This is a genomic window from Mesorhizobium sp. M0048 (assembly GCF_040323405.1).
Classification (GTDB): domain Bacteria; phylum Pseudomonadota; class Alphaproteobacteria; order Rhizobiales; family Rhizobiaceae; genus Mesorhizobium.
The window spans coordinates 1-21,882 of the sequence record NZ_JAMYUV010000045.1; the positions used below are offsets into that span (position 1 = coordinate 1).

Genomic DNA, 21,882 nt, shown 5'->3' on the forward strand with positions numbered 1-21,882 from the left:
ATGGCGACATGATCGCCATGGGTATCGTCGATCCGGTCAAGGTTGTGCGCACGGCTCTGCAGGACGCGGCCTCGGTCGCCGGCCTGCTGGTCACCACCGAAGCCATGATCGCGGAGGCTCCGAAGAAGGAGTCGGCTGGCGGCGGCATGCCTGGCGGCATGGGCGGCGGCGGCATGGGCGGCATGGGCGGCATGGACTTCTAAGAAGTCTATAAAGCACGCCCATGAACTCACGTTGCTCAAGCCCGCAAGCGGGCTTGAGTGGCGGCATGGACTTCTAAGAAGTCCATAAAGCACGCCCATGAACTCACGTTGCTCAAGCCCGCAAGCGGGCTTGAGTGGCGGCATGGACTTCTAAGAAGTCCATAAAGCACGCCATGAACTCACGTTGCTCAAGCCCGCAAGCGGGCTTGAGTGGCGGCATGGATTTCCAGTCCAGCCCATCTACCTTCAGATACGGAAAGGGCGGCCGAGAGGTCGCCCTTTTTGTTTGCTTTGCTTAGCGGTTTGCCCGCTCAGACGGCGGCGTCAATCCGCCGAGGGTGAGATTTGGCAGGCAAAGCACCCTCAATCAGCGCCGCGACTTCATCGGCTACTGCCAGCACAGGGGCACGGTCGTGGGTGGCGCGTGCGATCACCATCAGCCCTTCCAGCGATGATTCGACCAGCAATGCGAGCGCGTGCGCGCGGCGCTCGGGCACCCCTGCCCTGACGAAGGCGGCCCTGAGCAAGCCTATCCACTGCTCGAAAGCCGAGCGGCACAATTCGGCCAGTTCCGGCACGTCTGCCGGCGAGTCCAGCACCACGGGCGCGATCGGGCAACCGAGCGTGAACTGGTTGTCTTCCAGCATGCGCGCGACCGACTGGTAGATGTGGTGGACAGCCACCGCCGGGTCCTTTTCGGCGGCGAGCGCGGCGTCCAGCCTCTGCGTGACATCGGCGACGCTGTCGCGCGTCACCTCGATGACCAATTGGTCCTTGCCGCCCGGAAAGTGAAAGTAGAGCGAGCCTCTCGGTGCGCCTGAGGCGCTCAAGATGTCGTTGAGCGACGTGCCGTGGTAGCCGCGCTGCCTCAGCAGCCGCGCCGTCGTCTCGATCATGCGGGTGCGGGTGTCGTTCGCCATGCCAACCTCTGTCAGGAGTGAACACTATAGGCCTTGCCTCGAATATAGCAATCGGTCTACATAATATGTAGATCAGTCTACATATTCGAAAGAGAAGGCCGATATGCATAGTTATCGCCTTGAAGGAACCGGCGGAATCGAACGCCTGGTGAGGCGCGACGAGGCGCAGCCGGCGCCGAAGCAACACGAGATCGCCGTGCGTGTGCGCGCCGCTTCGCTCAACCGCCGCGACACGATGATCCTCAACGGCAACTATCCACTGGCGCCACGCCAGGGCGTTATCCCGCTGAGCGACGGTGCCGGCGAAGTCGTTGCCGTCGGCGATTCCGTCACCCGCTTCGCCGTCGGCGACCGCATCACCGGCAGCTATTTTGCGCGCTGGACCGACGGCCGCATCAATGCCGGGCTGATCGACCAGCTCGGTTGCACGCTGGACGGGATGCTGACCGAATACGCGGTGCTCGATGAGCAATGGGCGGTGCGGCTTCCCGATCATCTCGACTGGCATCAAGCGGCGACGCTGACCTGCGCCGGCCTGACCGCCTGGAATGCGGTGACGGCGGCCGAGATGCCGAAGCCCGGCCAATGGGTTCTTGTCATCGGTTCAGGTGGCGTCGCGCTGTTTGCGCTGCAATTCGCCAAGCTGCTCGGCTGCCGGGTCGTGGCCGTCAGTTCGCGCAGCGAGAAGCTGGACCGGATGCGGGCGCTGGGCGCCGACCTCGTCGTCTCGACAGCCGGCATGCCGGAATGGGGTGCTGCGGTGCGCGAGCAGACCGGCGGCATCGACCTCGTCGTCGAGACCGGCGGCCCGCCGACCTTCGCGCAATCGATGATCGCCTGCGCGCTTTACGGGCGCATCGTGCTTCTCACCATACAGGATGCGAAAGGCGGGACGGTGCAGATCCCCGGCCCGATCTACCAGCGCAGCCTCGCCACCATCAGCCGGCTGTTCGTCGGCAATCGCACCAACCTCGAAGCCATGCTGCGCGCCATCTCGGTGCATCGGCTTAAGCCTGTCATCGACAAGGTGTTCGCCTTCGACGAGGCCCAAAACGCCTACCGCTATTTCCAGCAAGGCGACGTCTTCGGGAAAGTGGTCGTCGACGGCGCCTGACTGGTTCACCCCCAAAATTCGATCGAGCCTCAAACTAAAAGGAGAGACGCAATGACCATTCGTGAAGCAGAAGCTCAATGGCAGGGATCGTTGAAGGAAGGTTCGGGTCGGCTGAGACTAGGTAGCGGCGTCTTCGAAGGTGCCTACTCCTTCCCGTCGCGTTTCGAGAACGGTCCCGGCACCAACCCGGAGGAATTGATTGCGGCGGCGCATGCCGGCTGCTTCTCGATGGCGCTAAGCGCCATTCTCGGCCGCGAAGGCTACACTCCCGCGCGCATCCACACGATCGCGAAAGCGCATCTCGGCGCCACCGCGGCCGGACCGACGCTGACCCGTATCGAGCTGGAGACGGAGGCAAGCGTCGCCGGGCTGGCGGCGGGGGATTTCGAGCGGCTGGCGCAGACGGCCAAGGAGAGCTGCCTCGTATCGCGGGCGCTGGCCGGCGTCGCCGTGATCACGCTCACGGCCCGCCTCATCGAAACCGCTACTGATCACCGAAGGGAAAGGAATATGCAATGACACAGGAACTCATCATCGACATCGCCGCGGCCAAACGCTCCGCCGAAACGGCCGAGATCATGCGGCGCTACAACGACGTCTTCCAGCGCCACGACCCATCGGCGCTCGACGATCTGGTGGCGGAAGACTGCGTGATCGAGAACACCACGCCGGCCCCGGACGGCGCCCGCCGCATCGGCAAGGGCGCCTGCGTCGAACTGTGGTCGGCGATCGCGACCGGACCCGGCACGCGTTTCGACATCGAAGAAACCTTCGTCGCCGGCGACCGGGCGACGATCCGCTGGCGCTACTGGATGGCCGACGGCAATTCCATCCGCGGCGTCAACCTGATGCGCGTGGCGGACGGGCAGATCGTCGACGCAATGGGCTACGTGAAGGGATAACGCTTGGCGCGACCAGCTGCATTCAGCCAAGCTGCATTCAGTGAGGCCGCGCTCAGGCCCAGCCCGGAATCCCCAAAGTTTAGGATTCCGGGCAGGGCGCGGTTACCGCACGACTTTGTGAAGCTTCACGAAGGTCTTGGGACTGCGCTGGATCGTCTGGAAGATCACGCAGTAGCGATCGGTGAGCTCGAGCAGGTCAGTCAGCCGGTCTTGCGCAACGTCGGTCTCGATGTCGAACCGCAGGCGGATCTCCTTGAAGCCGACCGGCACACCTTCGGTGACGCCGAGCGTGCCGCGAAGATCGACGTCGCCCTCGGCGGAGATTTCGGCCGACTTGATCGGTATTTCGAGAACGGCGGCCGCGGCCCTCAACGAGACGCCGGCGCATGCGACAAGGGCTTCCAGCAGCATGTCGCCGGAACAAAGCTCCTGTCCGCTGCCCCCGGCCTTCGGATGGATGCCCGCCAGCGCGAGCCCACGTCCTGTCTCGACCTTGCAAGTGACCTTGGAGTCGTCGGCACTGCCCTTGGCCTTCAGCGTAAGAAGTGCCGCGCGCGCATCCTTGCGATAAAGATCCTTGATCGGCTCCTGCGTGGCGCGAAATGTCGTGATGCCCATGCGTATTCTCCTGTCGTGAGATGTGGCTGTTGGAAATCGTGTGTCATTGCCGGGTTACTCCGGCACGCTCACGCCCGAGCCCCTGAGTTCGGCGGGGAAGTCTTTCAGCTTCGGCAATCCGTCCTTCATCGGCAGGACCGTCTCGGCGTAGTTGACGTGAACCCCCGGCGTGAACTTCACCGTCGGTATCGTGGCCGCATAGACGTCGACCAGTCCGAGCGGCGGATGATCGGCCATCAGATGGCCGCCGCACTTCGTGCAGAACTGACGGTCGCTCATGTTTGACTTCTCGAAGCCGGACAGGAACTCCTCGCCCTTGGTGACCTTGACGTTTTCCGGCTTCCACAGCGTGAAGGCGACGCCGACCACGAACGGCAGGAACTGCAATGGCAGTAGCCCATCGCCTCGGCTGCTCCGTGCACTTCGATTTCCACGGCGCCGCAAAAACACCCGCCCTTATGTACCGTCATGACTTAGATCCTCATTTTTCTTGAGTTCGACTGCGCTCAGCAGCTGATTTGAGACAGAGCTCAGCACCGACGGGTGTAAAGCTTCCGGCAATGAACGGAATGACGGGGCGTCCGCCTTACTTGACAGCGCGTCCGGAACTCGAAAGGGATGTCGCGCCGGGTTGCCGCGCAACTTACGGGATATAGATGGAATGGCCGGGGACGCTCTGTCTGACCTCTTGAAAAAGGTGCGTCTCACCGGCGCGACATTTTTCGACATCGCGGCCCAGGACCCCTGGGCGGTCTGCTCGCCCTCCCCCGCCTCGATACTGCCGAGGATACTGCCGGGCGCGGATCACCTGATTTCCTACCACGTGCTCACGGCCGGCCGCTGCTTCGCCCGCATCATCGGCAAGGAGGCGATACCCGTGGAGGCCGGCGAAGTCGTGGTCTTCACCAGGAGCGATCCGCATATCATGTCGAGCAATCCGGCCCTGCGCGCGGATCCGCCGACCGCGGATGTGCTGGATATCGCCGCCGCCAGCCAGACACCGTTTCCCATCAACTACGTCAAGGACGGATCGCTGTCGGCCCGGCTGGTATGCGGCTATCTCGCTTGCGATGCGCTGCCCTTCAATCCGCTGCTCGAAGCGCTGCCGCCGGTCATCAAGGCCGGAGACGTGAAAGGCGACGGCGGCTGGCTCGGCCAGTTCATCAAGCTGGCGGTGTCGGAGGTCGCGGAAAAGCGTGCGGGCAGCGAGACGGTGCTCACCAAGCTCAGCGAATTGATGTTCGTCGACGTGCTGCGCCGTTATGTGGAGTCGCTGCCGCCACAACAAACCGGCTGGCTGGCGGGCCTGCGCGATCCGCATCTGAGCAAGGCGCTGGCGCTGATCCATGACCGGCCGGCGCACAATTGGACGGTGGAGGCGCTGGCGAAGGAGGCCGCGCTGTCGCGCACCGTGCTGGCCGAGCGCTTCACGAAACTCGTCGGCATGCCGCCGATGCACTATCTCGCCAAGTGGCGGATGCAGATTGCCTCGGAATTGCTCAGCGCCGGCAACACTAACGTCGCAAACATAGCGGCGGAAATCGGCTACGAGTCGGAGGCGGCGTTCAGCCGTGCCTTCAAGAAGATGATCGGCGTCCCCCCGTCGGCCTGGCGGCTGGGTGTTCGCGCTGCGCCCGGTTTCGGAGGCGGCGAGGCTTCCGAAACCGCAGGCGGGCCGGCCGATCCGCAGCGGTAAGCAATTCCAGGAAAGGTGTGAAAACGGTTTCCCGTCCGGAATTGCGTCAAAAGAGCGAGAGCTAGCGATCCGCCAGCGCCAGTTTGGCGCCGAGCATTACAAAGGCTCCGGCGAAGGTACGGCGCATCCAGGTCAGCACCTTTGGCCGCGACACGACATGGCTGCGGATTGACGCCGCGAAAACGCCGTAGCCGACAAAGACCAAGAAGGTGAGCAGCATGAAGACGCTGCTGAGTTCCAGCATCTTCGACAGCGCATGCGGTTCGGTGGTGCTGACGAATTGCGGGAGGAAGGCAAAGAAGAAGATCGACAGCTTCGGATTGAGGATGTTCATCAGAATGCCGGAGGCGATCACTTTGCCGGCGGATCGCGGCGCGACATCTTCGTCGACGCCCAGGCCGCCCCTCTCCTTCAGCGTGTTCCAGGCCATGTAGAGAAGATAGGCGACGCCAAGATATTTCAGCGTTTCGAAGGCGACGGCGCTGGTGTGCAGCAGTGCCGCGAGGCCGGTGATGGCGGCCGCCATGTGCGGGATGATGCCGAGCGTGCAGCCGACAGCGGCAATGATGCTGGCGCGCGCACCACGCGAAAGCCCGGCGCTCAGCGTATAGAGAACGCCGGTGCCGGGCGAAGCCACGACAATCAGCGACGTCAACAGGAATTCGATGCTCACGGATGGTCTCCCGGCGTTGGCCCTGCCGCCGGCAGCGTAATCAGCGAAACGTGTGGGCACAAGCCAGCCTGAGAGCCTATGCGCATTCAGATCATGCTGTTGGCGTGCAGCTTGCTGTCCGCGATGGGCTGCCGAACTTCCCAGTGTTCGACGAGTTTGCTGTCCTTCAGCCTGAAAATGTCGACGATGGCCAAGCCCTCCTCTTCGGGTTCGCGTTTTGCGTGCATGTGCACGATGACGAAATCCCCTTCGGCAAAAATCCGCTTCACCTCTCCCCTCACGAGGGGAAATGACTGTTTGAGCTGTTGAAGATAGGCTTTGAAGCCGTCCGCGCCATCCGCAATGTTCGGATTGTGTTGGATGTAGCGTTCGCCAAAATGCATGGAAGCAGCTTCGATATTGCCCTGGTTTACTGCTTTGTCGATGAAGTCCAGGACGACCGTCTTGTTGGTCTCGAGCGAATTAAAGCTCTTGGCTGGAACTGGATTTGATGGTTCGTCACGCATGTTTTTGCTCCGTGGGGTGCCTGCTTTTGCCTGGCATGGACAGGAGTCCGCAGGCCGATATTGCCAACATGATCAGCCACGCTTGTGAGATGGTCGATACGCTATTCGCCTGGATTCTTATCCAATCGTCTAATATCGTCATCTGGTTCATCGTCGGAGGATGGTTCTCATGGACGCCTTGTCCGAAGTTCTTGCTTCGCTGCGATTTGGCAGCGCCATGATCGGCAGCGCGACCCTGCATCGGCCGTGGGGTATTTCGGTCGATCCGACAAGGAATGCCGCCATCCACGTCATACAGAACGGCGAATGCTGGCTGCGGCTAGCCGGTGAAAAGGAGCCGATCCGCTTGGGCGAAGGAGACGTCATCCTTGTCGCGAGCGGTATCGGGCATGCCCTTTGCAATCCGGCGGGTGCACCGACGGCATCGATATCCGCCGTCCTTTCCGCGAATCGGAGCGGACTGGAACCGAAAAGCGAAAGCGGCGCGACAACTCTTCTTTGTGCGAGATATTCACTCGACGGCGTCGGGCCATATCCGATGGTTTCGCTGTTTCCTCCGCTGATTCATTTGACCCGGAATCAGATCCACACCAGCGAGCCGCTGCGGCTTGCCCTGGAACTTCTACAGGTCGAAGCGAAAGGCAATCTCGGCGGCCACGACATTGTCGCCCCACGCCTTCTCGACAGCACATTGATCTTCTTGTTGCGTGCCTGGATCGAACATCAGCCACTCGGAACAGGGGGATGGTTTGGCGCCTTGCGCGACAAAGGCATTGCGCAGGCCTTGCGCCTGATCCACGAGCGGCCGGGCAATCCCTGGACCATCGCTTCCCTTGCCAGCGGCGCGGCACAGTCCCGAGCCACCTTCGCGCGTCGCTTCGCTCAACTGGTGGGACAGCCGCCGCTGTCCTATGTGACCCGGTGGCGGATGAACCTTGCCGCCAGGGCTCTGCGCGAAACGAACCAGCACATCGGCGAGATCGGGCGCGCCGTCGGATATGAATCGGTGCCGTCGTTCTCGCAGGCATTCAAACGGTTGACCGGACGATCGCCCGGCCTCTACCGCAGCGACTTTCGATCATCCGACTGAGGAAATTTAAACTGGGGACGCCAGCGCGTGTGCTGTCATTACAGCGTCGGCAGTCCGTGAGCCCGGCGCGCCATCAGGCAGTCGTCATCGCCCGGCATGCACGCGCGGCAGACGTCGGGACGGATCTCATAGATTCCGCAGGCGGTCGACTTGCCGACCTCGCCGCGCAGTGCCGAACAGCGCGCGCCGTCGCAGCGCATGCCGGCTTCGTCGGCAGCCACGTATTTTTGCGGGATAAGGTCGAGCTGAGCGTCATCCTCGGTTGAAAAGCGCGGCCATCTTGACGAGTAGGCGCAGCAGGCGCCACAGGTCTGGCAATCGAAGGCAACCGGGTCGGCGCCCTCTTGTGGCGACGAAAAATCCTCTGCGACCGCCAAGGCAAGCAGCCTTGGCGCCGATTTCCGGCCGGCATCCTGCTGCAAGGGCGCTATTTCTTCTTCGGCTTGCGCGGCGGCGCTTCGGCCGGCGACCTGAACAGATCGGTGCCCGCTTGGGCGGCTTCGCCGGTTTTTGGCGCGGCGGCCGGCTTGGCCGGCTTCACGGCGGCAGCAGGTGCTGCCGGTTGCCCCTTGGCGGAAAACTTGATTGCCATATCAATCCTCGTCAGAGAAACGCGATGATGGCGCGTTCGGATTGCGAAGGCGGCCGATGAGCGCCGAAACGGCCGTGATGTTCATTTCTTCGGGCGACCAGTTCCTGGCCTCCTCGATGTGCCGGGGGGCCAGTTCGCGATGCGTGCTGCCGCTGTAGGCGGCGTCCTGAAAGGTCACGCGCTCGTGCGTCTTGGCGTTTTCCCGGACGTATTCGATCAGATAATTGGGGCATTCGGCGCGGCCGCGCACGCCGAGCCGCACCTGGGCATCGCCGTGGACACGCCGGCAGCGCTCGAGCTTTTCGAGCACGCGCCGGACATATTCGACCGGCTTGTCGAGTTCGCCCACGACATCGGCGATGGTCGAATCGGCGGCGATCGCCTTTTGAGGCACACGTTTGGTGGCCATCAGCGTTTGCCCGCGCGTTTCGGCGAGGCCGCGAGCGCAACCGCCGCCGCCATGTCGTCGGCTTCCTTTTCCAGGCGCAGTTCGCGCAGCCGTGCGGTCTTGGCTTCGCGGGCCTGGCTGACGGCATCCCGTTCGGAATTGATGCGGTCGAGCGACATCGACTGGGTCCGCGTCTTGCTGAAGATGGATTCGGCCTGGTCGCGAGGTTTTTTTGAAGGTTCGGTCAAGGTCTTTCTCCCGGTTCGGAGCGCGCCGCCCAAACGGTGACGAGACTGGTCTTCGGCCAGGATCCCGCACAAAGCAATACGGCAGCCGGTTTCAAATTGCTGGGAAATTCTCCTCTGACGGCCATTTGATGGCGTTTTCCGCGCTTCCGGTGCTCACGGGCCAAATGTCCGCTGCGCTCCGGTTCTCGAACCCACCATATGACTCGCCAGAGCGAATTTCGAAACAGCCTCTTAGCACGTCCGGGCCGTCGAGCAGCGCTCTTTCGGCGGTCGAAGCGCAAAAATGAAAAAGGCCAGGCACCGCCTGACCTTCCATGAGAGCGCCTGCGCATCCCGAGAGACGCGCAAAGAGACGCTCTTCTCATGCGCATGAACTGGGACTTAGCCTCCCCGCGATCATGCGCTGGAATTAGCCATTCACCGGTGCCAGTACATCCGTGGTCACCGGTGAGGCTGAATTCCGTTTTAGGCCGCCTTCAACTGGTCGGCGGACATCTTGCCCGACTTGTTGTCGCGGACCATCTCGTAGCCAAGCTTCTGGCCCTCGACGATGTCGCGCATTCCGGCGCGCTCGACGGCTGAGATGTGGACAAAAACGTCGGCAGAACCGTCGTCAGGCTGAATAAAACCAAAACCCTTGGTGGCGTTGAACCATTTAACTGTGCCTGTGCTCATAACGAACCCTTTCCATGGCAAATATTCGTTCGTCGTCATGCGGATGCACAACAACGTTTGTCTCGATTTTGATGGGGAAGTTCGTCAAAGGCGCGCCTTGGCACGCGGATAACAAAAGTCGGTCAAACAAACATCGACAAAGTTCTTATAGGACTTCTTTGCGCGCCGTGTCAAATTTTTTGATTTGCGACACTCGTGGAGACGCGCGGCGGCGACCCTCGCGCCGGCGAATCCGACAGCAAGGGCCGGACTATTGCCTGCCAAAAAACCACTTGGAGCTCTTTGTTTTTGCGCAATTCCGGACGGAAAATCGTTCACACTTGTCCTGGAATTGCTCCAGCCGGGAACCATTTTGGCGCCGGGGCATTTTTTCGGTGTCGAAAAGCCTTTCTCGAAAGAGCGATCTTGAGAAAGGCGGACGACAAACAGGACGCCCCCCGCGCAGATAAAAGGCACGAGGGGCGTTCCTGTGTGATGCGACCATCCCGCCGCTGCTCGTGCTCCTCACAGCATGCCGCGGCTGAGGCCGCCATCCACCGGCAACGCCACGCCGGTAATATAGGCGGCGTCGCTGGCCAGGAATGCGGCAACAGCGCCGAACTCGGCGGGGGTGCCATAACGCTTTGCCGGGATTTCGGCCTGACTCTCGGCGGCGATCACGGCGGCGTCGACACCCCTGTCGGCTGCGTCCATGGCGTCGAACTCTTTCGTCCGATCCGTCGCAAAACGGCCCGGCAGCAACAGGTTGACGGTGACGCCGTCCGCCGCCACATCGCCGGCCCGCGTCTTGGCCCAGCCGGCGAGCGACGCACGCAGCGCATTCGAAGCGGTGAGGCCGCGGATCGGCTCGCGGACGGAAGTCGAAGAAACGGCGATGATGCGCCCCCAGCGCTGCGCCCGCATGCCTGGCAGGAAAGAAATGGCGATGCGCATCTGGCTCAGCACCATGCTGGTGAACTGCTTCTCCCAGACGCTCGCATCGAAGACGCTGGCCGCGAAGGGCGGCGGGCCGCCGCCATTGAGCAGGACGATGTCGATCCGCTGATGCTCGTCCTCGACGGCACGGATCAGTCGGGAGACGCTGTCGTTGTCCGAGAGGTCGGCGCTGAAGGTCGAGCAGATGTGGCCGGCGGCCTCGATCGCGCGCCGTGCCGCATCCAGGGTCGCCTCCCCTCGTCCGACCAGAATGATCTCGGCACCTTTCGTCGCGAGCGCTTCGGCAACGCCGAAACCGAGGCCCTTGCCTCCGCCAAGAACAAGCGCCTTCCGTCCCTCAAGATTTGCACTTATCAAGCCAAGCCTCCTCCTGGTTCGACTGCGTAGCCTCGGGTTAGGCCCGAGGGCATGCTTTGGGGGTGCATCAGCGGACATGCACGATAGCGTCGGCTTCGACCGGAACATTGGCCGGCAAGCCGGCCATGCCGAGCGAGCAGCGGGCGTGCTCGCCACGCCCGCCGAAAACATGGAGCAGAAATTCGGATGCTCCGTTGCCGACCTCCGAATAGGCCGAAAAGCCGGCCGCCGCATTCACATAGACGGTCAGCTTGGCGAATTTCACGACGCGGTCGAGATTGCCGTCCAGTTCCTTGTCCAGCCAATAGACGACGTTGGCCGCGCAAAGCCGGGCGGCGTTGCGCGCAGCAGCCAGATCGATCTCTGCGCCAACCCGGCCGATTGCGGCGATATCCGACCCGATCTCGGGTATCTGGCCGGAGACATAGACGATGTCGGCGACGCGAACCGTCGGCGAGAACGGCAAAGCGGGCCGCTCGAGCGACGGCCAGGCGACACCGAACTCCTCAAATCTTCTTCTGTAGGACAAGGTGGCTGCTCCTGTTTTCGTTCGCGCGAGCAGACCTTGAATTCAGATCTGGCTTTCGGATAGCCTGATAATGCTGACACAGCTATCAGGAATTCTTATGACCGGAGATATCGACGTCAGACTGCTGCGCGCCTTCGTCACCGTGGCCGATACCGGGACGGTGAGCCGGGCAGCCGATCGGCTTGCCCGCACCCAGGCGGCGGTGAGCATGCAGCTTCAGCGCCTCGAGGGCGAAGTCGGCGCGGAGCTGCTGCACCGCTCGCCGCGGGGCGTGACGCTGACCGAGGCCGGCGAGATCCTGCTCGCCTTCGCCCGCAAGGCCATCGCGATCGGCGACGATGCCAGGCGTGAGATTGAAGGCCGCAGGCTGGTCGGCCGTGTCCGGCTGGGCATCGTCGAGGATTTGGCGGTAACGCGGCTGCCGTTGATCATCGCCGACTTCCGGCGCCGGCATCCTTCCGTGGAGATCGAACTGACATCGGCCAGCAGCAGCGATCTCAGCAAGGCGTTGGGCGAAGGAAGATGCGACATCGTCATGGCCGATCCAGCGCGCTTCACAATGGCGCCGCGAGGCCATCTGTCGCGACAGCTGGTCTGGGCGGCAAGCCGCATGATCGAGATCGACGACGAGGTCGACCTGCCGCTGATCATCTTCGACGGCGCCTGCTCCTGGCAGGACAGGATGCTGGCTTCGCTCGCCGAGGCCGGGATCGGCTGGAAGATCGGCTGCCGCGTGTCGACCTTCGCGACACTAATCTCGGCGCTGAGGGCCGGGCTTGGCATCGGGCTTCTGCTGCAGGAGGGGCTGCCGCCCGATTGCCAAAGCCTCAACGGACGCTTCAACCTGCCGCCGGCGCCGACGGCGGATTTCGGCGTCTACCTCGCGACGGACCCGTCGCGGCTGGTCGAGGAATGTGGGGACTTCCTGCGGGCGGGATTCGAGGCGTAGCGAAAAGATCCGACGCCGTTCATCGTTCCTGGTCGGTCGGGCGGATGACGATCTCGTTGACGTTGACGTGCGGCGGCTGGCTCACGGCGTAGAGAATGGCCGCGGCGATGTCCTCGGCGGTCAGCGCCTCCATGGCGGCGAGCCGCTTGTCCAGATCAGCCTTGAACGCCGGATTGGTGATGTGGTCGCCGAGCTCGGTGCGCACCAGGCCGGGCTCGATGACGGTGACGCGAACCTTGTCGGCGTAGACTTCGCGGCGCAGCGATTCGGAAAAGCCGACGACACCGAACTTGGTTGCTGCGTAGCCGCTGGCCCCCGGATTGGCGACACGGCCGGCGACCGACGAGACGTTGACGATGTGACCCTTGGCGGCCCTGAGATGCGGCAGCGCCGCCTTGGTGACCCCCATCAGCGCCAGCAGGTTGAGCTCGACCATGCGGCGCCAGTCGTCGAGCACCGCTTCGGCGGCCGGCGACAGAAGCATCACGCCGGCATTGTTGACGAGGATGTCGAGGCGGCTCCATTCGTCGACAACCTTGTCGACCATGCCGGTGACATCATCGTTGCTGGTGACGTCGGCCTCGATGCGGAGCGCCGCGCCGCCGGCCTTTTCTATACGCACGGCCAGCGCTTTGAGGCGATCGGCGCGGCGCGCCGCAATCGCCACCTTGGCCCCGGCGGCGGCCAAAGCCGCAGCGGTCGCCTCGCCAATGCCCGACGATGCGCCGGTGACCAGCGCAACCTTGCCGGCCAATGCGGAAGGAACAGATATCATTGTGAAGTCTCCAAGGCCCCAGCCCGATCTTCAGATAGGCCGCGGGCGGCGAAGTGGAAGACCAGCTTTGCTCGGCTCTATTCGTCTGGGCCGGGCTCCGGCCAAGGCTCTTTCGCCGCCTCGGCATACCAGTGGCGCATCGCCGGCATCGAAAGCACGGCGTCGACATAGGCGCGGGTATCGGTTGCCAGCGTGCCGCCATAGGTGTCGAAGCGGGTGACGACCGGCGCGTACATGGCGTCGGCCGCGGTGAAATGGCCAAACAGGAACGGGCCGCCTTTGCCGTATTTTTCGCGGCATTCGCGCCATAGCTCCTCGATGCGCGCCCGTTGTGCCTCACCTTCGGCGTCGAGCGGCTTGTGGCCTTTTGGCCGGCGCAAATTCATCGGCCAGCCGTAGCGGACCTCGCGAAAGCCGGAATGCATCTCTGTCGCCGCCGAGCGGGCCAGCGCGCGGGCGCCGATGTCGGCCGGCCAGAGCTTTTTCCCGGGAAACAGCTCGGCGAGATATTCAAGGATGGCAAGGGTTTCCCAGACGATCCGGACCTCGCCATTCGGCAGCCGATGGTTCAGCACCGGCACCTGGCCTGTCGGCGATATCCTGGCCAGATTGGCCGCGGTCTCGGGCGTGCGCAGGCGCACAAGACCTTCCTCGAACGGGATCTCCAGATACTTCATCGCCAGCCACGGCCTCAGCGACCACGACGAAAAACATTTGTTGCCGATGAAGAGCGTGAATTCAGCCATTGTCCCTCCGGCCCCTGTCTGTTCGGGCGTCCTGGCGCACCCTATCCTGTCGGCTGCGCGGCCGGAAGCTATCCCAATCGACGGGCAGAACCCGGAACCTAAGCGATCCGCAACCGTTTCTCCAGGCGAACGGTTCAGGAGATGCGAGATGGTGAACAAGGATCAGGTTGCCGGCGTTGCCAAGCAAGCCAAGGGCTCGGTCAAGCAGACCGCCGGCAAGGCCACCGGCAACAGGCGCACCGAGGCCGAAGGCGACGTCGACAAGGCGACCGGCAAGATGCAGAAGGCTTACGGCGACGTGAAGCACAAGGTGAAGAAGGCGCTTTGACGCCGAGCCCTTCGCAAACCAGAAAAAAAGGCGGCTCGGCCGCCTTTTTTTGCGCCCTCTCCTTCCCGTCAGAAAGTCAGACTTTTGCTGTACGCATTGGTGAAGGCGACCTCGCCATGATCTCCGGCGGCTTCGCCCAGCACCACATCCATGCTGCTGCCGGTCACCCGCGCCAACGCGAAGCCGCCCATGAAGGCAGCCTTCGGCTTGAACAAATCGAGCCCGTCACGGTGGTAGATCATCGGCGTCGCGTGCTGATGGCCATGGAAGATGCCGACGACATTGTAGCCCTTCAGCACGGCCAGCAGCGCCTGCCTGTCGGCTTCGCTCCACCAATGCGGTGGGCCCGTGCCGTTGTCGTCGAAGGTCTTCTCGGCGGCATCCCATCTTTCGATCGAAAAAGTATCCCAACCATAATGCTGGAACAGGATGACCGGGCGGCCGTCGCCGGCATAGGTCGCCAGGTCCTGCTTCAGCCATGGCAGGCTGCTGACTGCGCCATGGCCGGTATCGCCGGCGAAACGGTGCGTCTGGACAAGATGCAGACCGCCCCAATCCCATGAATAGCAATCGGTCTCGAGATCGTAGTTGGTCGCCGGCGCGGGCGGCTTGAAGAAAACGCCGGGGCGGTGATTGACCTCGACGTAGTCGCGCATTTCGCGGCGGTACCAGTCGACATGCGAGCGCGGGCCGTTCTGGTCGAGGTCGTGATTGCCGAGGCCGACATAGACCGGCATGTGCACGCGGTCGGGGCCAACGCCCTGCTGGTAGCGCTGGCTGAACTGGAGCAGCTGCGTGCCTTCGCTGGGCTGGGTGATCTGGCCGCCACCATCATCGGTGATGTCGCCGCCAACGACGAGGCCGAGCGGCGTGCCGATATTGCCCGTCGAATGCAGACCGGTGGCGACGCCGTTGATTTCAACCGGCCATTGCCTGTCACCGACGCCGTTGAGCGCGGCGACATTGCGCAGCAGGGCGGCGTCGGTCTTGCCCTCCTGCTCGCAGTGCGGGCTCAATCCGTTCGCCATGCGGCAGGCATGGACATCAGCGATAAACAGGAAGGTGGCGTCGATCGGCGGAATGCGCTGCCCGGTCTGGCCGAAGGCCGGGCGCGAAACGGCGCCGGCCGCGGCAACGGCCGCTGCCTTCATCAGGAAACTGCGCCGGGAGACCGGTCGGGCGGAAATGCGATGCATCATGCGCTAAAATTCAGCACGACGCGAACCGGCAGTCCAGTTGCTCGCAAAGTGTGTCGACACGTTCTCCCAGGTCTGGCATTGCTTTCGGAATTCAACTTGCGCGGGCAGAGGAGGACGCCATGAAAACTGCATCCATCGGCATGACAATGGCGATCCTGGCGATGACGAGCGCAGCGCACGCCTCCGCGTGCATCGACGCCAAATCGGCCAAGGCCGGCTTCGTTCTCGAAAGGCCTGGCATCCACAGCGAATTTCGTCCGGCGGCGGGCGGAATGGTGGCGGTTGCCAACAAATACCAGTCGCAATCGCCGCAGTCGCAGTACCTGTTCGGCGGGCTGATCGAAGTGTTTCGCGACAGCAGCACAGGGCAGATGGCGATGATCCCGTTTTCCGATCTCAGGAAGGTGTTCCCACTGAAGGCGGGGGCCAAGAGCAAGATCGTGTTTGCCCGTCTTGCACCGAACAAGCCGCCGAAGGGCACCGAGACGCTGGAGATCAACGTCAAGGGCAAGGAGACGTTCAGCCTGGGTGATTGCAAATACGCCGTGCTTGCGGTCAAGCAGACGATCAGGAGCGAGGCCGGCGCGACGCGGGACGAGTTCACCGCGCTTTACGCACCCGATCTGCAGGCAGTTGTGGCCAGGCGCTATGACGAGGGCACCAGTGCCGAAAGCGTGGTCGGCTACGAGTTGATCAAGCCGCTGCCGAATTAAGCGTTCGGCCTCCCGCCTCGGTCATAGTGAGCGACTGTGCTGCCGGCGTCAAAGGGCTCTGTGCAGTATCCTGCTACGTCGCCTCGTTCCCGTTTTGGACGACATAACTCCCTGCTCCAACCCCATCAGGCAGTCGCGCAGCACGCTTGCGTCCTGTGCGGTCTTGGCCATCGACATGGCGCCCGAATAGCTGGCGACGGCGAGCGCTGCGAAGCGCTGCGGATCAGTGCCCAGCTCCCGTCCCGCCCGCTGGTCGGCGCTGATCTTGTCGGCGATCGCCTGGCGCCAGGCCGAAAAAATGCCGGCAAGGGCAATGCGGAAATCCGGATCGGCAAGCGACAGTTCATGCGCCAGGTTGTTGAGCGGGCAACCGCGCACGAAACCTTGCCGCTCCAGCTCCGCCGCGACGGCCGCGAACACGGAGCGCACGCCCTCGCGCGCTGAGGGAGCCATCCGCACCGGTGCGATCCATGTCTCTTCGACCGCGGCGGCGACCCGCTCCTCGATCACTGCAAGCGCCAGCGCCTTCTTGGTCGCGAAATGGTGGTGCAGCGCACCACCGGTGACGCCCGCCGTCGCCATCAGGTCGCCCATGCTGGACGCATGATAGCCGCGTGCCTGAAACGCCTCCTCGGCGACGTCGAGCACTTTCTTGCGCATGCCTTCGGGGTCGTTGGTGCGTTTTTGAGCCCGCGACCTTGGGCGAGCGGATATCTCTGCTGACATCTTCACACGGTAGCAGATTGACAAAACAGGACAACCGGTCTGTTTTGTAAAACAGGATGACTGTCCTGTTTTGGAGCTCCCGCGATGAACCTGCCTTTGAACGCCCTACCTAATCCCGATCTGCTCGCCTCGCCCGTCGTCGAACTCAGGCAATACACGCTGAAACCCGGCCGGCGCGAGACGCTGATCGGCATCTTCGACAATCACCTGATCGAGGGGCAGGAAACCGCGGGAATGACCATCATCGGCCAGTTCCGCGATCTCGACCGGCCGGACATGTTCGTCTGGCTGCGCGGCTTCGACGGCATGGAAGCGCGGAAAAACGCTCTGACCGCCTTCTATGACGGACCGGTCTGGGCAGCCTGGCGCGACGCCGCCAACGCCACGATGATCGATTCCGACGACGTGCTGCTGCTGAGGCCGGCCTGGCCGGGCGCCGGCTTCGATCTCTCGGGATCGCAACGAGCAATCCAGACGGATCTCGAAGAACCAAGCACAAGCAGTGCTTTGCAGACAATTGTTGTCATCAAGATCCATCATCTGCGACCGGGCCTGGAAGCCGGCTTCGCCAGGGACTTCCAGATCGCGGCTCTTCCGGTGCTTGCCGCACTTGGCGCACAGCCGCTGGCCGTCTTCGTCACCGAACATGCCGAAAACAGCTTTCCGCGGCTGCCGGTGCGGGCCAGCGAAAACGTCTTCATCAGCGTCACGGGTTTCGCCAGCGCCGAAGCGTATGCCCGGCACGAAGCGGCCTTGGCCGCCTCCCCGGACTGGCAGGCGCTTCAGCAGACCGTACAAGGGGAATTCGCCAGGCCCGCGGAGGTTTTGCGTCTGTTACCGACGGCGCGATCGCTGCTCGGGCAGCACCCAATTTCGGTATGAACCAACATCGTCGACGCCCCCTACGTCGCCGGAGCCTCCTGGTTCATGCCTGAAAGTGTCTGGCATGGATCGCCTGGTAACGCGCCGTCCATGCGGTTGCCTGCTCCAGGTCAAAGGAAACGCGCAGCAGCCGGTGATCCTCGTTCTTGCGGCCAATAAGCTGGATGCCAATCGGCAGGCCGCCCTTCGACGGAAAAAGCGGCAGGCTGGCGGCCGGTTGCCCGGTGACATTGAAGATTTCGGTGAAGGGCGCAAAGCCGTAGGCCCGGCTCGCCCAAGCCTCGTAATCGAAGAGAGCACCATCGCCATGGATGGCGCCAAGCCGGGGCGTAAGCTCGGCCGTCGTCGGCGTCATGATCAGGTCGAACCCATCGAACGCCATCGCCATCGCCAGCGAAGCGCTGTGCACATGGTCCTGCGCCCTGAGATAATCGGCGGCCGAGGATCGCCGAAAACTGTCGAGAGCGTGACGAGTCAGGCTTTCGATTTCGCCGGCCCCCGGCATCCGCCCGATCTCGTCGGCGCGCTCGTCAACCAGCCGCGCGACCTCCGACATCCAGAAGATGCTCCAGTCCGCTTCGGCACTGGCTTCCCGCGGGAACCGCGCCTCTGTGACCTCGTGTCCCATTTCCTCGAGGAGGATCATGGCTTCCTGGAATTTTCCCCCGATCTCGGACGCGACGGGCGTGCCATCCGGCCGGTGCGCCAGGCACGCGACGCGCAGACGCTCGCCGGGGGAAGACAGCGAGTCCAGGTAGGACGGCACCGATTTCGGCACGGAGTAAGGCGCTCCTTGTTCTGGACCGGCAGTCATGTCCAGCATGGCGGCGCTGTCCCGAACGGTGCGGGATAGGACACTGTCGGCGTAGAGCCCGGCGCCGACCTGACCTCGATAGGGGCCGACCGGCGTGAGCCCGCGCGACGGCTTCATGCCGAACACGCCGCAACAGGCAGCCGGCACCCGGATCGAGCCGCCGATGTCGGAACCGTGGGCGACCGGCACCATGCCGCTTGCCACCGCGGCGGCAGCTCCGCCGCTTGAGCCGCCCGCCGTCAGCGAAGGATCCCAGGGGTTCAAGGTGGGGCCGCGAAAGCTGGGTTCGGTGACGAAGTCGTTGGCAAATTCAGGCGTGTTTGTCTTTCCCAGCAAGATCAGACCGGCGGCCCGCCAGCGCCGGACGATCTCGCTGTCGGGCTTCGGCGCGGCATCCTTGAAGTAGAGCGACGAGTGCGTCGTCGGCCACTCCCGTACATTGACGCCGGTGTCCTTGACCAAGAAGGGAATGCCGGCGAGTGCGGCCTGCCGGTTGCAGCTTGCCGCCGCGGAAAGCGCCCGGTCCGCATCGATCAGTGTCACGGCATTGATGGCGGGATTGATGCTTTCGATCGCTTCGATAGCCGCCTCAACGACCTCGACAGCCGACAGTTCACCCGAGCGAACATGCCCGGCCAGGGCGACGGCATCCAACGCCACGTATTCGGAAAGGTGCATGACTGCTCTCAGCTCAGATTGCCGGTCGCTTCGAGGTCGGCTTCATTCCAGACCTTGAAATACCGGGCGATGGCTGCCGCAACCAATGCCGGATCCTCCCAGTGCGGGTTGTGTCCGCATCGCACCGCGCTTACAAACGCGGCGGCGGGGATTTCTTCGAGGAGCCGCCGTTGGTGCGTTTCGTCGAAGAGCAGGTCGCGCCCGCCCGCAATGACAAGCGCCGGCAGGTGCAGCGTGCGCGCCTTGTCGGTCAGATCGACGCGCCGAACCTGCTCCAGGATTGCGCACCAAAGTGCCGCCGGCATGGCTGACGCTTCCTTTGCAGCCATGGTCAGGAAGTCCGCTGGAACCTCGGCCTCGCAGGCATGCCAATATTCATAGAACGGATCGGCCGGCGATATCGGGTCTCGAAGTGCCCGCACACCAACGGTCATCGGGTGATCCTCACCGATCTGCGGCCGCAGCGTTCCGGCCATCAGCACCAGGCCACCGATCATCTCGGGGTAGCGCGCGGCTGCCTCGATCGCCACCATGCTGCCCAGGGAATGCCCGACCAGAACCGGCCGCTCGAGCCGCAATCGCTCGATCAAACTCGCCACATCTTCCGCGAAATCCGCCGGGGCGAAGCCGCGTGTCCCGGCCGGCGAGGCGCCATGCCCGCGCAGGTCTGGAATGACACGCCGGCGCCCGGCGAGATGCGGCGCCAGCAGCGAGAAGCTGCGGCTCGTGTCGGAGAAGCCGTGCACCAGCACCAGCGCGGGCTCCTGCCCGGCGATTTCGACGCAGGCCGTTTCAGTGCTGCCGATACCGACCTTGCGCTTGCGGCCGTTCCAGCCCGCCTGATCGGCCGATATCACAGGCCGAGCTGCTGCTTGACTGCGTCGAGCGCGGGCTTGCCATCGAATGTGGTGACACCGGCAAGCCAGGCGCCGAGCCTATCCGGATTCTCCTTGACTGCCTTGAGGCCGGCTTCCTCCGGCTTCATGCCGTCATTGATGAGATAGCTCATGCCGAGATTTTCGAAATCGATGTCGAAGGCGAGATTCTTCAGCAACTGCCCGACATTCGGGCATTGCTGCAGATAGCCCTTGCGCACCTGCGTCGTCACCGTCGCGGCGCCGAAGTTCGGGCCGTAGAACTTGTCGCCGCCGCTCAGATATTTGAAGTCGTACATCGTGTTCATTGGATGCGGCGCCCAGCCCTGGAAGACGATGAAGCGCTTTTCCTTGATCTCGTAGCCGACCTCGGAAAGCATGCCGGCTTCACTCGATTCGACGACCTGCCAGCCATCGAGGCCGAGCGACTTATCAGCGATGGCGTCCATCATCAGCTGGTTCGAGCCCGGCTCGATGCCGTACATCTTCCTGCCGAACTTGTCGGCGAACTTTTGCAGGTCGGCAAAATCCTTGACGCCGGCCTCCCAGACGTAAGTCGGCACGGCAAAGGTGTATTTGGCGCCGACGAGATTGACGCGCACATCGTCCACCGAGCCGTCCTTCTTGTAGGGCTCGTAGTAGGTGATCATCGCCGGATCCCAATAGCCAAGGAACACGTCCAAATCATTGTTCTTCAAGGATTCATAGATGACGTTGATGCCCAGAAGCGAGCTTGCCGGCTTGTAGCCGAGCGCATCGAGCAAGACGCTGGTGACGCCGGTGGTGAAGGCAAGGTCGTTCCATCCAGGCTCGGCCATGCGCACGACCTTGCATTGCTCGGGTTCGGCCGCAAAGGCCGGCTGGATCGCCAGCAGGACGCAGAGCGAGGCGCCTATTCCAAGGCAACGAAGCATTTCGGTTCTCCTCATTTCACCAACGACGTTGACCATTCGGTTTTTAAATTGTCCCAACGGTCAATCATTGATCTCGGCGGACAAAAATGTCAACGTCGGTTTTCGATGCATGGATCCCGGCCCGTGAAACTCAAGCGTCTCAGCGACATACGCCGCAAGGAGCTGCGGCAAGCCGCCTTTGCCGTGCTTCAGCGCGAAGGCATAGCTGGCGCCACCATAGAAAAAGTGGCGGCACAGGCCGGCGCGTCGAAGGGCATCGTGCTGCACTATTTCAATAGCAAGCGGGAGCTTTTCGAGCATGCCATGCGCGAATCGAACCTGGTGCTGCGTCATGCGGTGGTGGAGCGGTTGAGGCAGGCGCGTACGCCAATGCAACGGATAGATGCCATCATCGAAGGCAATTTCGAGCCGCATCTCTTCCAGCCGTCCCTCTGCCACGCTTGGCTTTCGCTTTGCGCGGAGGTGCCGCGCGACGAAAAGCTTGCCCGCATCCAGAAGGTGATCCATGCGCGCATGCGCTCCAACCTGCTGTCCGGCCTGCGCGGTCTGGCGCCGGCGCGCGATGCTGATGAGATCGCTTTCGGCGTCACCGCCCTGATCGACGGGCTGTGGGTGAGGCTTGGCCTGCAGCCCGGCAGCGTTACGCGTGAACAGGCCATTCATCAGGTCAAGGATTTTGTCGCTACCCGGCTGGCTGTTCGGCGCGGTGCAGCCGCTGCCGAATAGCCAGGCGCATCAGCCGAAAGTTCATATTGTAGGATAAGCCGGAGGCTTGACCACAATCGGCAACGGCGCTGCTCTCCTTACCAGACAAGACGGCAAAGCGCGGAGTGTTG

The 21,882-nt window shown here is 63.0% G+C and carries 29 protein-coding genes and 2 pseudogenes; 11 read left to right on the forward strand and 20 right to left on the reverse strand.

Annotated features, from left to right (window positions below):
- Window positions 1-203: pseudogene (groEL, locus tag NKJ84_RS26170) on the forward strand (chaperonin GroEL); the annotation flags it as partial.
- Between the two features lie 311 nt (window positions 204-514).
- On the opposite strand, the gene NKJ84_RS26175 reads toward groEL, so the two are convergent.
- Complete coding sequence (locus tag NKJ84_RS26175; protein ID WP_352508846.1) at window positions 515-1,123, reverse strand: TetR/AcrR family transcriptional regulator; 609 nt, start codon at window positions 1,121-1,123, stop codon at window positions 515-517.
- A 103-nt stretch (window positions 1,124-1,226) separates the two neighbouring features.
- On the opposite strand from NKJ84_RS26175, the gene NKJ84_RS26180 reads away from it, so the two are divergent.
- The 3 genes from NKJ84_RS26180 to NKJ84_RS26190 are packed head-to-tail and all read left to right on the forward strand — an operon-like array spanning window position 1,227 to window position 3,139.
- On the forward strand, window positions 1,227-2,237 hold the full coding sequence (locus NKJ84_RS26180; RefSeq protein ID WP_352508847.1) for a zinc-dependent alcohol dehydrogenase family protein: 1,011 nt from the start codon (window positions 1,227-1,229) through the stop codon (window positions 2,235-2,237).
- A gap of 51 nt (window positions 2,238-2,288) precedes the next feature.
- Window positions 2,289-2,756 (forward strand): OsmC family protein, encoded by a 468-nt coding sequence (locus NKJ84_RS26185; RefSeq protein WP_352508848.1) that lies wholly within the window; start codon window positions 2,289-2,291, stop codon window positions 2,754-2,756.
- Complete coding sequence (locus tag NKJ84_RS26190) at window positions 2,753-3,139, forward strand: nuclear transport factor 2 family protein (protein ID WP_352508849.1); 387 nt, start codon at window positions 2,753-2,755, stop codon at window positions 3,137-3,139. Before NKJ84_RS26185 ends, NKJ84_RS26190 begins: the two co-directional genes overlap by 4 nt.
- Window positions 3,140-3,241: 102 nt before the next feature.
- Here the strand turns inward: NKJ84_RS26190 and NKJ84_RS26195 are convergent, their stop codons facing one another.
- Together NKJ84_RS26195 and NKJ84_RS26200 are read right to left on the reverse strand one after the other, a co-directional pair.
- Window positions 3,242-3,757, reverse strand: a complete 516-nt coding sequence (locus tag NKJ84_RS26195) for an OsmC family protein (RefSeq protein WP_352508850.1) — start codon at window positions 3,755-3,757, stop codon at window positions 3,242-3,244.
- A gap of 54 nt (window positions 3,758-3,811) precedes the next feature.
- Window positions 3,812-4,227, reverse strand: a pseudogene (locus NKJ84_RS26200) (GFA family protein).
- Between the two features lie 191 nt (window positions 4,228-4,418).
- On the opposite strand from NKJ84_RS26200, the gene NKJ84_RS26205 reads away from it, so the two are divergent.
- Complete coding sequence (locus tag NKJ84_RS26205) at window positions 4,419-5,453, forward strand: AraC family transcriptional regulator (protein WP_352508851.1); 1,035 nt, start codon at window positions 4,419-4,421, stop codon at window positions 5,451-5,453.
- A 61-nt stretch (window positions 5,454-5,514) separates the two neighbouring features.
- Here the strand turns inward: NKJ84_RS26205 and NKJ84_RS26210 are convergent, their stop codons facing one another.
- Together NKJ84_RS26210 and NKJ84_RS26215 are read right to left on the reverse strand one after the other, a co-directional pair.
- The gene (locus NKJ84_RS26210) at window positions 5,515-6,126 is read right to left on the reverse strand and encodes a LysE family translocator (RefSeq protein ID WP_352508852.1); all 612 of its coding nucleotides are present in this window, start codon (window positions 6,124-6,126) and stop codon (window positions 5,515-5,517) included.
- A gap of 86 nt (window positions 6,127-6,212) precedes the next feature.
- Entirely contained in the window at window positions 6,213-6,632 is a 420-nt protein-coding gene (locus NKJ84_RS26215; protein ID WP_254820655.1) for a nuclear transport factor 2 family protein, read from the reverse strand.
- 169 nt (window positions 6,633-6,801) lie between these two features.
- Between NKJ84_RS26215 and NKJ84_RS26220 the strand changes: the two genes are divergently transcribed.
- Window positions 6,802-7,722, forward strand: a complete 921-nt coding sequence (locus NKJ84_RS26220) for an AraC family transcriptional regulator (RefSeq protein WP_352508853.1) — start codon at window positions 6,802-6,804, stop codon at window positions 7,720-7,722.
- A 38-nt stretch (window positions 7,723-7,760) separates the two neighbouring features.
- On the opposite strand, the gene NKJ84_RS26225 is transcribed toward NKJ84_RS26220, so the two are convergent.
- The 8 genes from NKJ84_RS26225 to NKJ84_RS26260 form a co-directional block, all read right to left on the reverse strand.
- Window positions 7,761-8,099, reverse strand: coding sequence for a YkgJ family cysteine cluster protein (locus NKJ84_RS26225; RefSeq protein WP_352508882.1), 339 nt, complete (start codon window positions 8,097-8,099; stop codon window positions 7,761-7,763).
- 50 nt (window positions 8,100-8,149) lie between these two features.
- On the reverse strand, window positions 8,150-8,314 hold the full coding sequence (locus tag NKJ84_RS26230; RefSeq protein WP_352508854.1) for a hypothetical protein: 165 nt from the start codon (window positions 8,312-8,314) through the stop codon (window positions 8,150-8,152).
- Window position 8,315: 1 nt separating this feature from the next.
- A complete protein-coding gene (locus NKJ84_RS26235; protein WP_254820653.1) occupies window positions 8,316-8,723 on the reverse strand; it encodes a hypothetical protein in 408 nt (135 codons plus the stop codon).
- On the reverse strand, window positions 8,723-8,950 hold the full coding sequence (locus NKJ84_RS26240; protein WP_352508855.1) for a hypothetical protein: 228 nt from the start codon (window positions 8,948-8,950) through the stop codon (window positions 8,723-8,725). Before NKJ84_RS26240 ends, NKJ84_RS26235 begins: the two co-directional genes overlap by 1 nt.
- Window positions 8,951-9,415: 465 nt before the next feature.
- Window positions 9,416-9,625 (reverse strand): cold-shock protein, encoded by a 210-nt coding sequence (locus NKJ84_RS26245; RefSeq protein ID WP_010915421.1) that lies wholly within the window; start codon window positions 9,623-9,625, stop codon window positions 9,416-9,418.
- An 84-nt stretch (window positions 9,626-9,709) separates the two neighbouring features.
- A complete protein-coding gene (locus NKJ84_RS26250; protein WP_352508856.1) occupies window positions 9,710-10,081 on the reverse strand; it encodes a hypothetical protein in 372 nt (123 codons plus the stop codon).
- A 48-nt stretch (window positions 10,082-10,129) separates the two neighbouring features.
- Entirely contained in the window at window positions 10,130-10,918 is a 789-nt protein-coding gene (locus NKJ84_RS26255; RefSeq protein ID WP_352508857.1) for an SDR family oxidoreductase, read from the reverse strand.
- Window positions 10,919-10,985: 67 nt separating this feature from the next.
- Window positions 10,986-11,447, reverse strand: coding sequence for a RidA family protein (locus NKJ84_RS26260; RefSeq protein ID WP_352508858.1), 462 nt, complete (start codon window positions 11,445-11,447; stop codon window positions 10,986-10,988).
- A gap of 97 nt (window positions 11,448-11,544) precedes the next feature.
- Here NKJ84_RS26260 and NKJ84_RS26265 point away from each other — a divergent pair, with 97 nt between their 5' ends.
- Window positions 11,545-12,396, forward strand: a complete 852-nt coding sequence (locus tag NKJ84_RS26265; protein WP_352508859.1) for a LysR family transcriptional regulator — start codon at window positions 11,545-11,547, stop codon at window positions 12,394-12,396.
- 19 nt (window positions 12,397-12,415) lie between these two features.
- Here NKJ84_RS26265 and NKJ84_RS26270 read toward each other — a convergent pair whose 3' ends face one another.
- Both NKJ84_RS26270 and NKJ84_RS26275 read right to left on the reverse strand, forming a co-directional pair.
- Window positions 12,416-13,171, reverse strand: coding sequence for an SDR family NAD(P)-dependent oxidoreductase (locus NKJ84_RS26270; protein WP_352508860.1), 756 nt, complete (start codon window positions 13,169-13,171; stop codon window positions 12,416-12,418).
- 77 nt (window positions 13,172-13,248) lie between these two features.
- A complete protein-coding gene (locus tag NKJ84_RS26275) occupies window positions 13,249-13,917 on the reverse strand; it encodes a glutathione S-transferase family protein (protein WP_352508861.1) in 669 nt (222 codons plus the stop codon).
- 148 nt (window positions 13,918-14,065) lie between these two features.
- On the opposite strand from NKJ84_RS26275, the gene NKJ84_RS26280 reads away from it, so the two are divergent.
- Window positions 14,066-14,245, forward strand: a complete 180-nt coding sequence (locus NKJ84_RS26280) for a CsbD family protein (RefSeq protein WP_352479307.1) — start codon at window positions 14,066-14,068, stop codon at window positions 14,243-14,245.
- A gap of 68 nt (window positions 14,246-14,313) precedes the next feature.
- On the opposite strand, the gene NKJ84_RS26285 is transcribed toward NKJ84_RS26280, so the two are convergent.
- Window positions 14,314-15,444 carry a metallophosphoesterase gene (locus NKJ84_RS26285; protein ID WP_352508862.1) on the reverse strand — a complete coding sequence of 377 codons (1,131 nt, stop codon included), beginning with the start codon at window positions 15,442-15,444 and terminating at the stop codon, window positions 14,314-14,316.
- A 119-nt stretch (window positions 15,445-15,563) separates the two neighbouring features.
- Here NKJ84_RS26285 and NKJ84_RS26290 point away from each other — a divergent pair, with 119 nt between their 5' ends.
- Window positions 15,564-16,157, forward strand: a complete 594-nt coding sequence (locus tag NKJ84_RS26290) for a hypothetical protein (RefSeq protein ID WP_352508863.1) — start codon at window positions 15,564-15,566, stop codon at window positions 16,155-16,157.
- Between the two features lie 48 nt (window positions 16,158-16,205).
- On the opposite strand, the gene NKJ84_RS26295 is transcribed toward NKJ84_RS26290, so the two are convergent.
- Window positions 16,206-16,817 (reverse strand): LmrA/YxaF family transcription factor, encoded by a 612-nt coding sequence (locus NKJ84_RS26295; RefSeq protein ID WP_352508864.1) that lies wholly within the window; start codon window positions 16,815-16,817, stop codon window positions 16,206-16,208.
- A gap of 150 nt (window positions 16,818-16,967) precedes the next feature.
- Between NKJ84_RS26295 and NKJ84_RS26300 the strand changes: the two genes are divergently transcribed.
- Entirely contained in the window at window positions 16,968-17,765 is a 798-nt protein-coding gene (locus tag NKJ84_RS26300) for an NIPSNAP family protein (protein ID WP_352508865.1), read from the forward strand.
- A 43-nt stretch (window positions 17,766-17,808) separates the two neighbouring features.
- On the opposite strand, the gene NKJ84_RS26305 is transcribed toward NKJ84_RS26300, so the two are convergent.
- From NKJ84_RS26305 to choX, 3 genes are read right to left on the reverse strand one after another with little or no spacing between them, the layout of a single operon-like run.
- A complete protein-coding gene (locus NKJ84_RS26305) occupies window positions 17,809-19,257 on the reverse strand; it encodes an amidase (protein ID WP_352508866.1) in 1,449 nt (482 codons plus the stop codon).
- Window positions 19,258-19,265: 8 nt separating this feature from the next.
- Window positions 19,266-20,114, reverse strand: coding sequence for an alpha/beta fold hydrolase (locus tag NKJ84_RS26310; RefSeq protein WP_352508867.1), 849 nt, complete (start codon window positions 20,112-20,114; stop codon window positions 19,266-19,268).
- The gene (gene choX / locus NKJ84_RS26315) at window positions 20,111-21,046 is read right to left on the reverse strand and encodes a choline ABC transporter substrate-binding protein (RefSeq protein WP_352508868.1); all 936 of its coding nucleotides are present in this window, start codon (window positions 21,044-21,046) and stop codon (window positions 20,111-20,113) included. Before choX ends, NKJ84_RS26310 begins: the two co-directional genes overlap by 4 nt.
- Before the next feature lie 123 nt (window positions 21,047-21,169).
- Between choX and betI the strand changes: the two genes are divergently transcribed.
- Complete coding sequence (gene betI / locus NKJ84_RS26320; protein WP_352508869.1) at window positions 21,170-21,772, forward strand: choline-binding transcriptional repressor BetI; 603 nt, start codon at window positions 21,170-21,172, stop codon at window positions 21,770-21,772.
- Window positions 21,773-21,882 lie beyond the last annotated feature (110 nt).

What these genes read in the sequence shown, in the direction of transcription:
- NKJ84_RS26220 (WP_352508853.1), top strand. Translation starts at nt 6,802, where the DNA reads ATGGACGCCTTGTCCGAAGTTCTTGCTTCGCTGCGATTTGGCAGCGCC.
- NKJ84_RS26245 (WP_010915421.1), bottom strand. Translation starts at nt 9,625, where the DNA reads ATGAGCACAGGCACAGTTAAATGGTTCAACGCCACCAAGGGTTTTGGT.
- NKJ84_RS26235 (WP_254820653.1), bottom strand. Translation starts at nt 8,723, where the DNA reads ATGGCCACCAAACGTGTGCCTCAAAAGGCGATCGCCGCCGATTCGACC.
- NKJ84_RS26215 (WP_254820655.1), bottom strand. Translation starts at nt 6,632, where the DNA reads ATGCGTGACGAACCATCAAATCCAGTTCCAGCCAAGAGCTTTAATTCG.
- NKJ84_RS26280 (WP_352479307.1), top strand. Translation starts at nt 14,066, where the DNA reads ATGGTGAACAAGGATCAGGTTGCCGGCGTTGCCAAGCAAGCCAAGGGC.
- NKJ84_RS26290 (WP_352508863.1), top strand. Translation starts at nt 15,564, where the DNA reads ATGAAAACTGCATCCATCGGCATGACAATGGCGATCCTGGCGATGACG.
- NKJ84_RS26190 (WP_352508849.1), top strand. Translation starts at nt 2,753, where the DNA reads ATGACACAGGAACTCATCATCGACATCGCCGCGGCCAAACGCTCCGCC.
- NKJ84_RS26305 (WP_352508866.1), bottom strand. Translation starts at nt 19,257, where the DNA reads ATGCACCTTTCCGAATACGTGGCGTTGGATGCCGTCGCCCTGGCCGGG.
- choX (WP_352508868.1), bottom strand. Translation starts at nt 21,046, where the DNA reads ATGCTTCGTTGCCTTGGAATAGGCGCCTCGCTCTGCGTCCTGCTGGCG.
- NKJ84_RS26270 (WP_352508860.1), bottom strand. Translation starts at nt 13,171, where the DNA reads ATGATATCTGTTCCTTCCGCATTGGCCGGCAAGGTTGCGCTGGTCACC.
- NKJ84_RS26205 (WP_352508851.1), top strand. Translation starts at nt 4,419, where the DNA reads ATGGCCGGGGACGCTCTGTCTGACCTCTTGAAAAAGGTGCGTCTCACC.
- NKJ84_RS26195 (WP_352508850.1), bottom strand. Translation starts at nt 3,757, where the DNA reads ATGGGCATCACGACATTTCGCGCCACGCAGGAGCCGATCAAGGATCTT.
- NKJ84_RS26300 (WP_352508865.1), top strand. Translation starts at nt 16,968, where the DNA reads ATGAACCTGCCTTTGAACGCCCTACCTAATCCCGATCTGCTCGCCTCG.
- NKJ84_RS26175 (WP_352508846.1), bottom strand. Translation starts at nt 1,123, where the DNA reads ATGGCGAACGACACCCGCACCCGCATGATCGAGACGACGGCGCGGCTG.
- NKJ84_RS26180 (WP_352508847.1), top strand. Translation starts at nt 1,227, where the DNA reads ATGCATAGTTATCGCCTTGAAGGAACCGGCGGAATCGAACGCCTGGTG.
- NKJ84_RS26285 (WP_352508862.1), bottom strand. Translation starts at nt 15,444, where the DNA reads ATGATGCATCGCATTTCCGCCCGACCGGTCTCCCGGCGCAGTTTCCTG.
- NKJ84_RS26230 (WP_352508854.1), bottom strand. Translation starts at nt 8,314, where the DNA reads ATGGCAATCAAGTTTTCCGCCAAGGGGCAACCGGCAGCACCTGCTGCC.
- NKJ84_RS26295 (WP_352508864.1), bottom strand. Translation starts at nt 16,817, where the DNA reads ATGCGCAAGAAAGTGCTCGACGTCGCCGAGGAGGCGTTTCAGGCACGC.
- NKJ84_RS26185 (WP_352508848.1), top strand. Translation starts at nt 2,289, where the DNA reads ATGACCATTCGTGAAGCAGAAGCTCAATGGCAGGGATCGTTGAAGGAA.
- NKJ84_RS26275 (WP_352508861.1), bottom strand. Translation starts at nt 13,917, where the DNA reads ATGGCTGAATTCACGCTCTTCATCGGCAACAAATGTTTTTCGTCGTGG.
- NKJ84_RS26265 (WP_352508859.1), top strand. Translation starts at nt 11,545, where the DNA reads ATGACCGGAGATATCGACGTCAGACTGCTGCGCGCCTTCGTCACCGTG.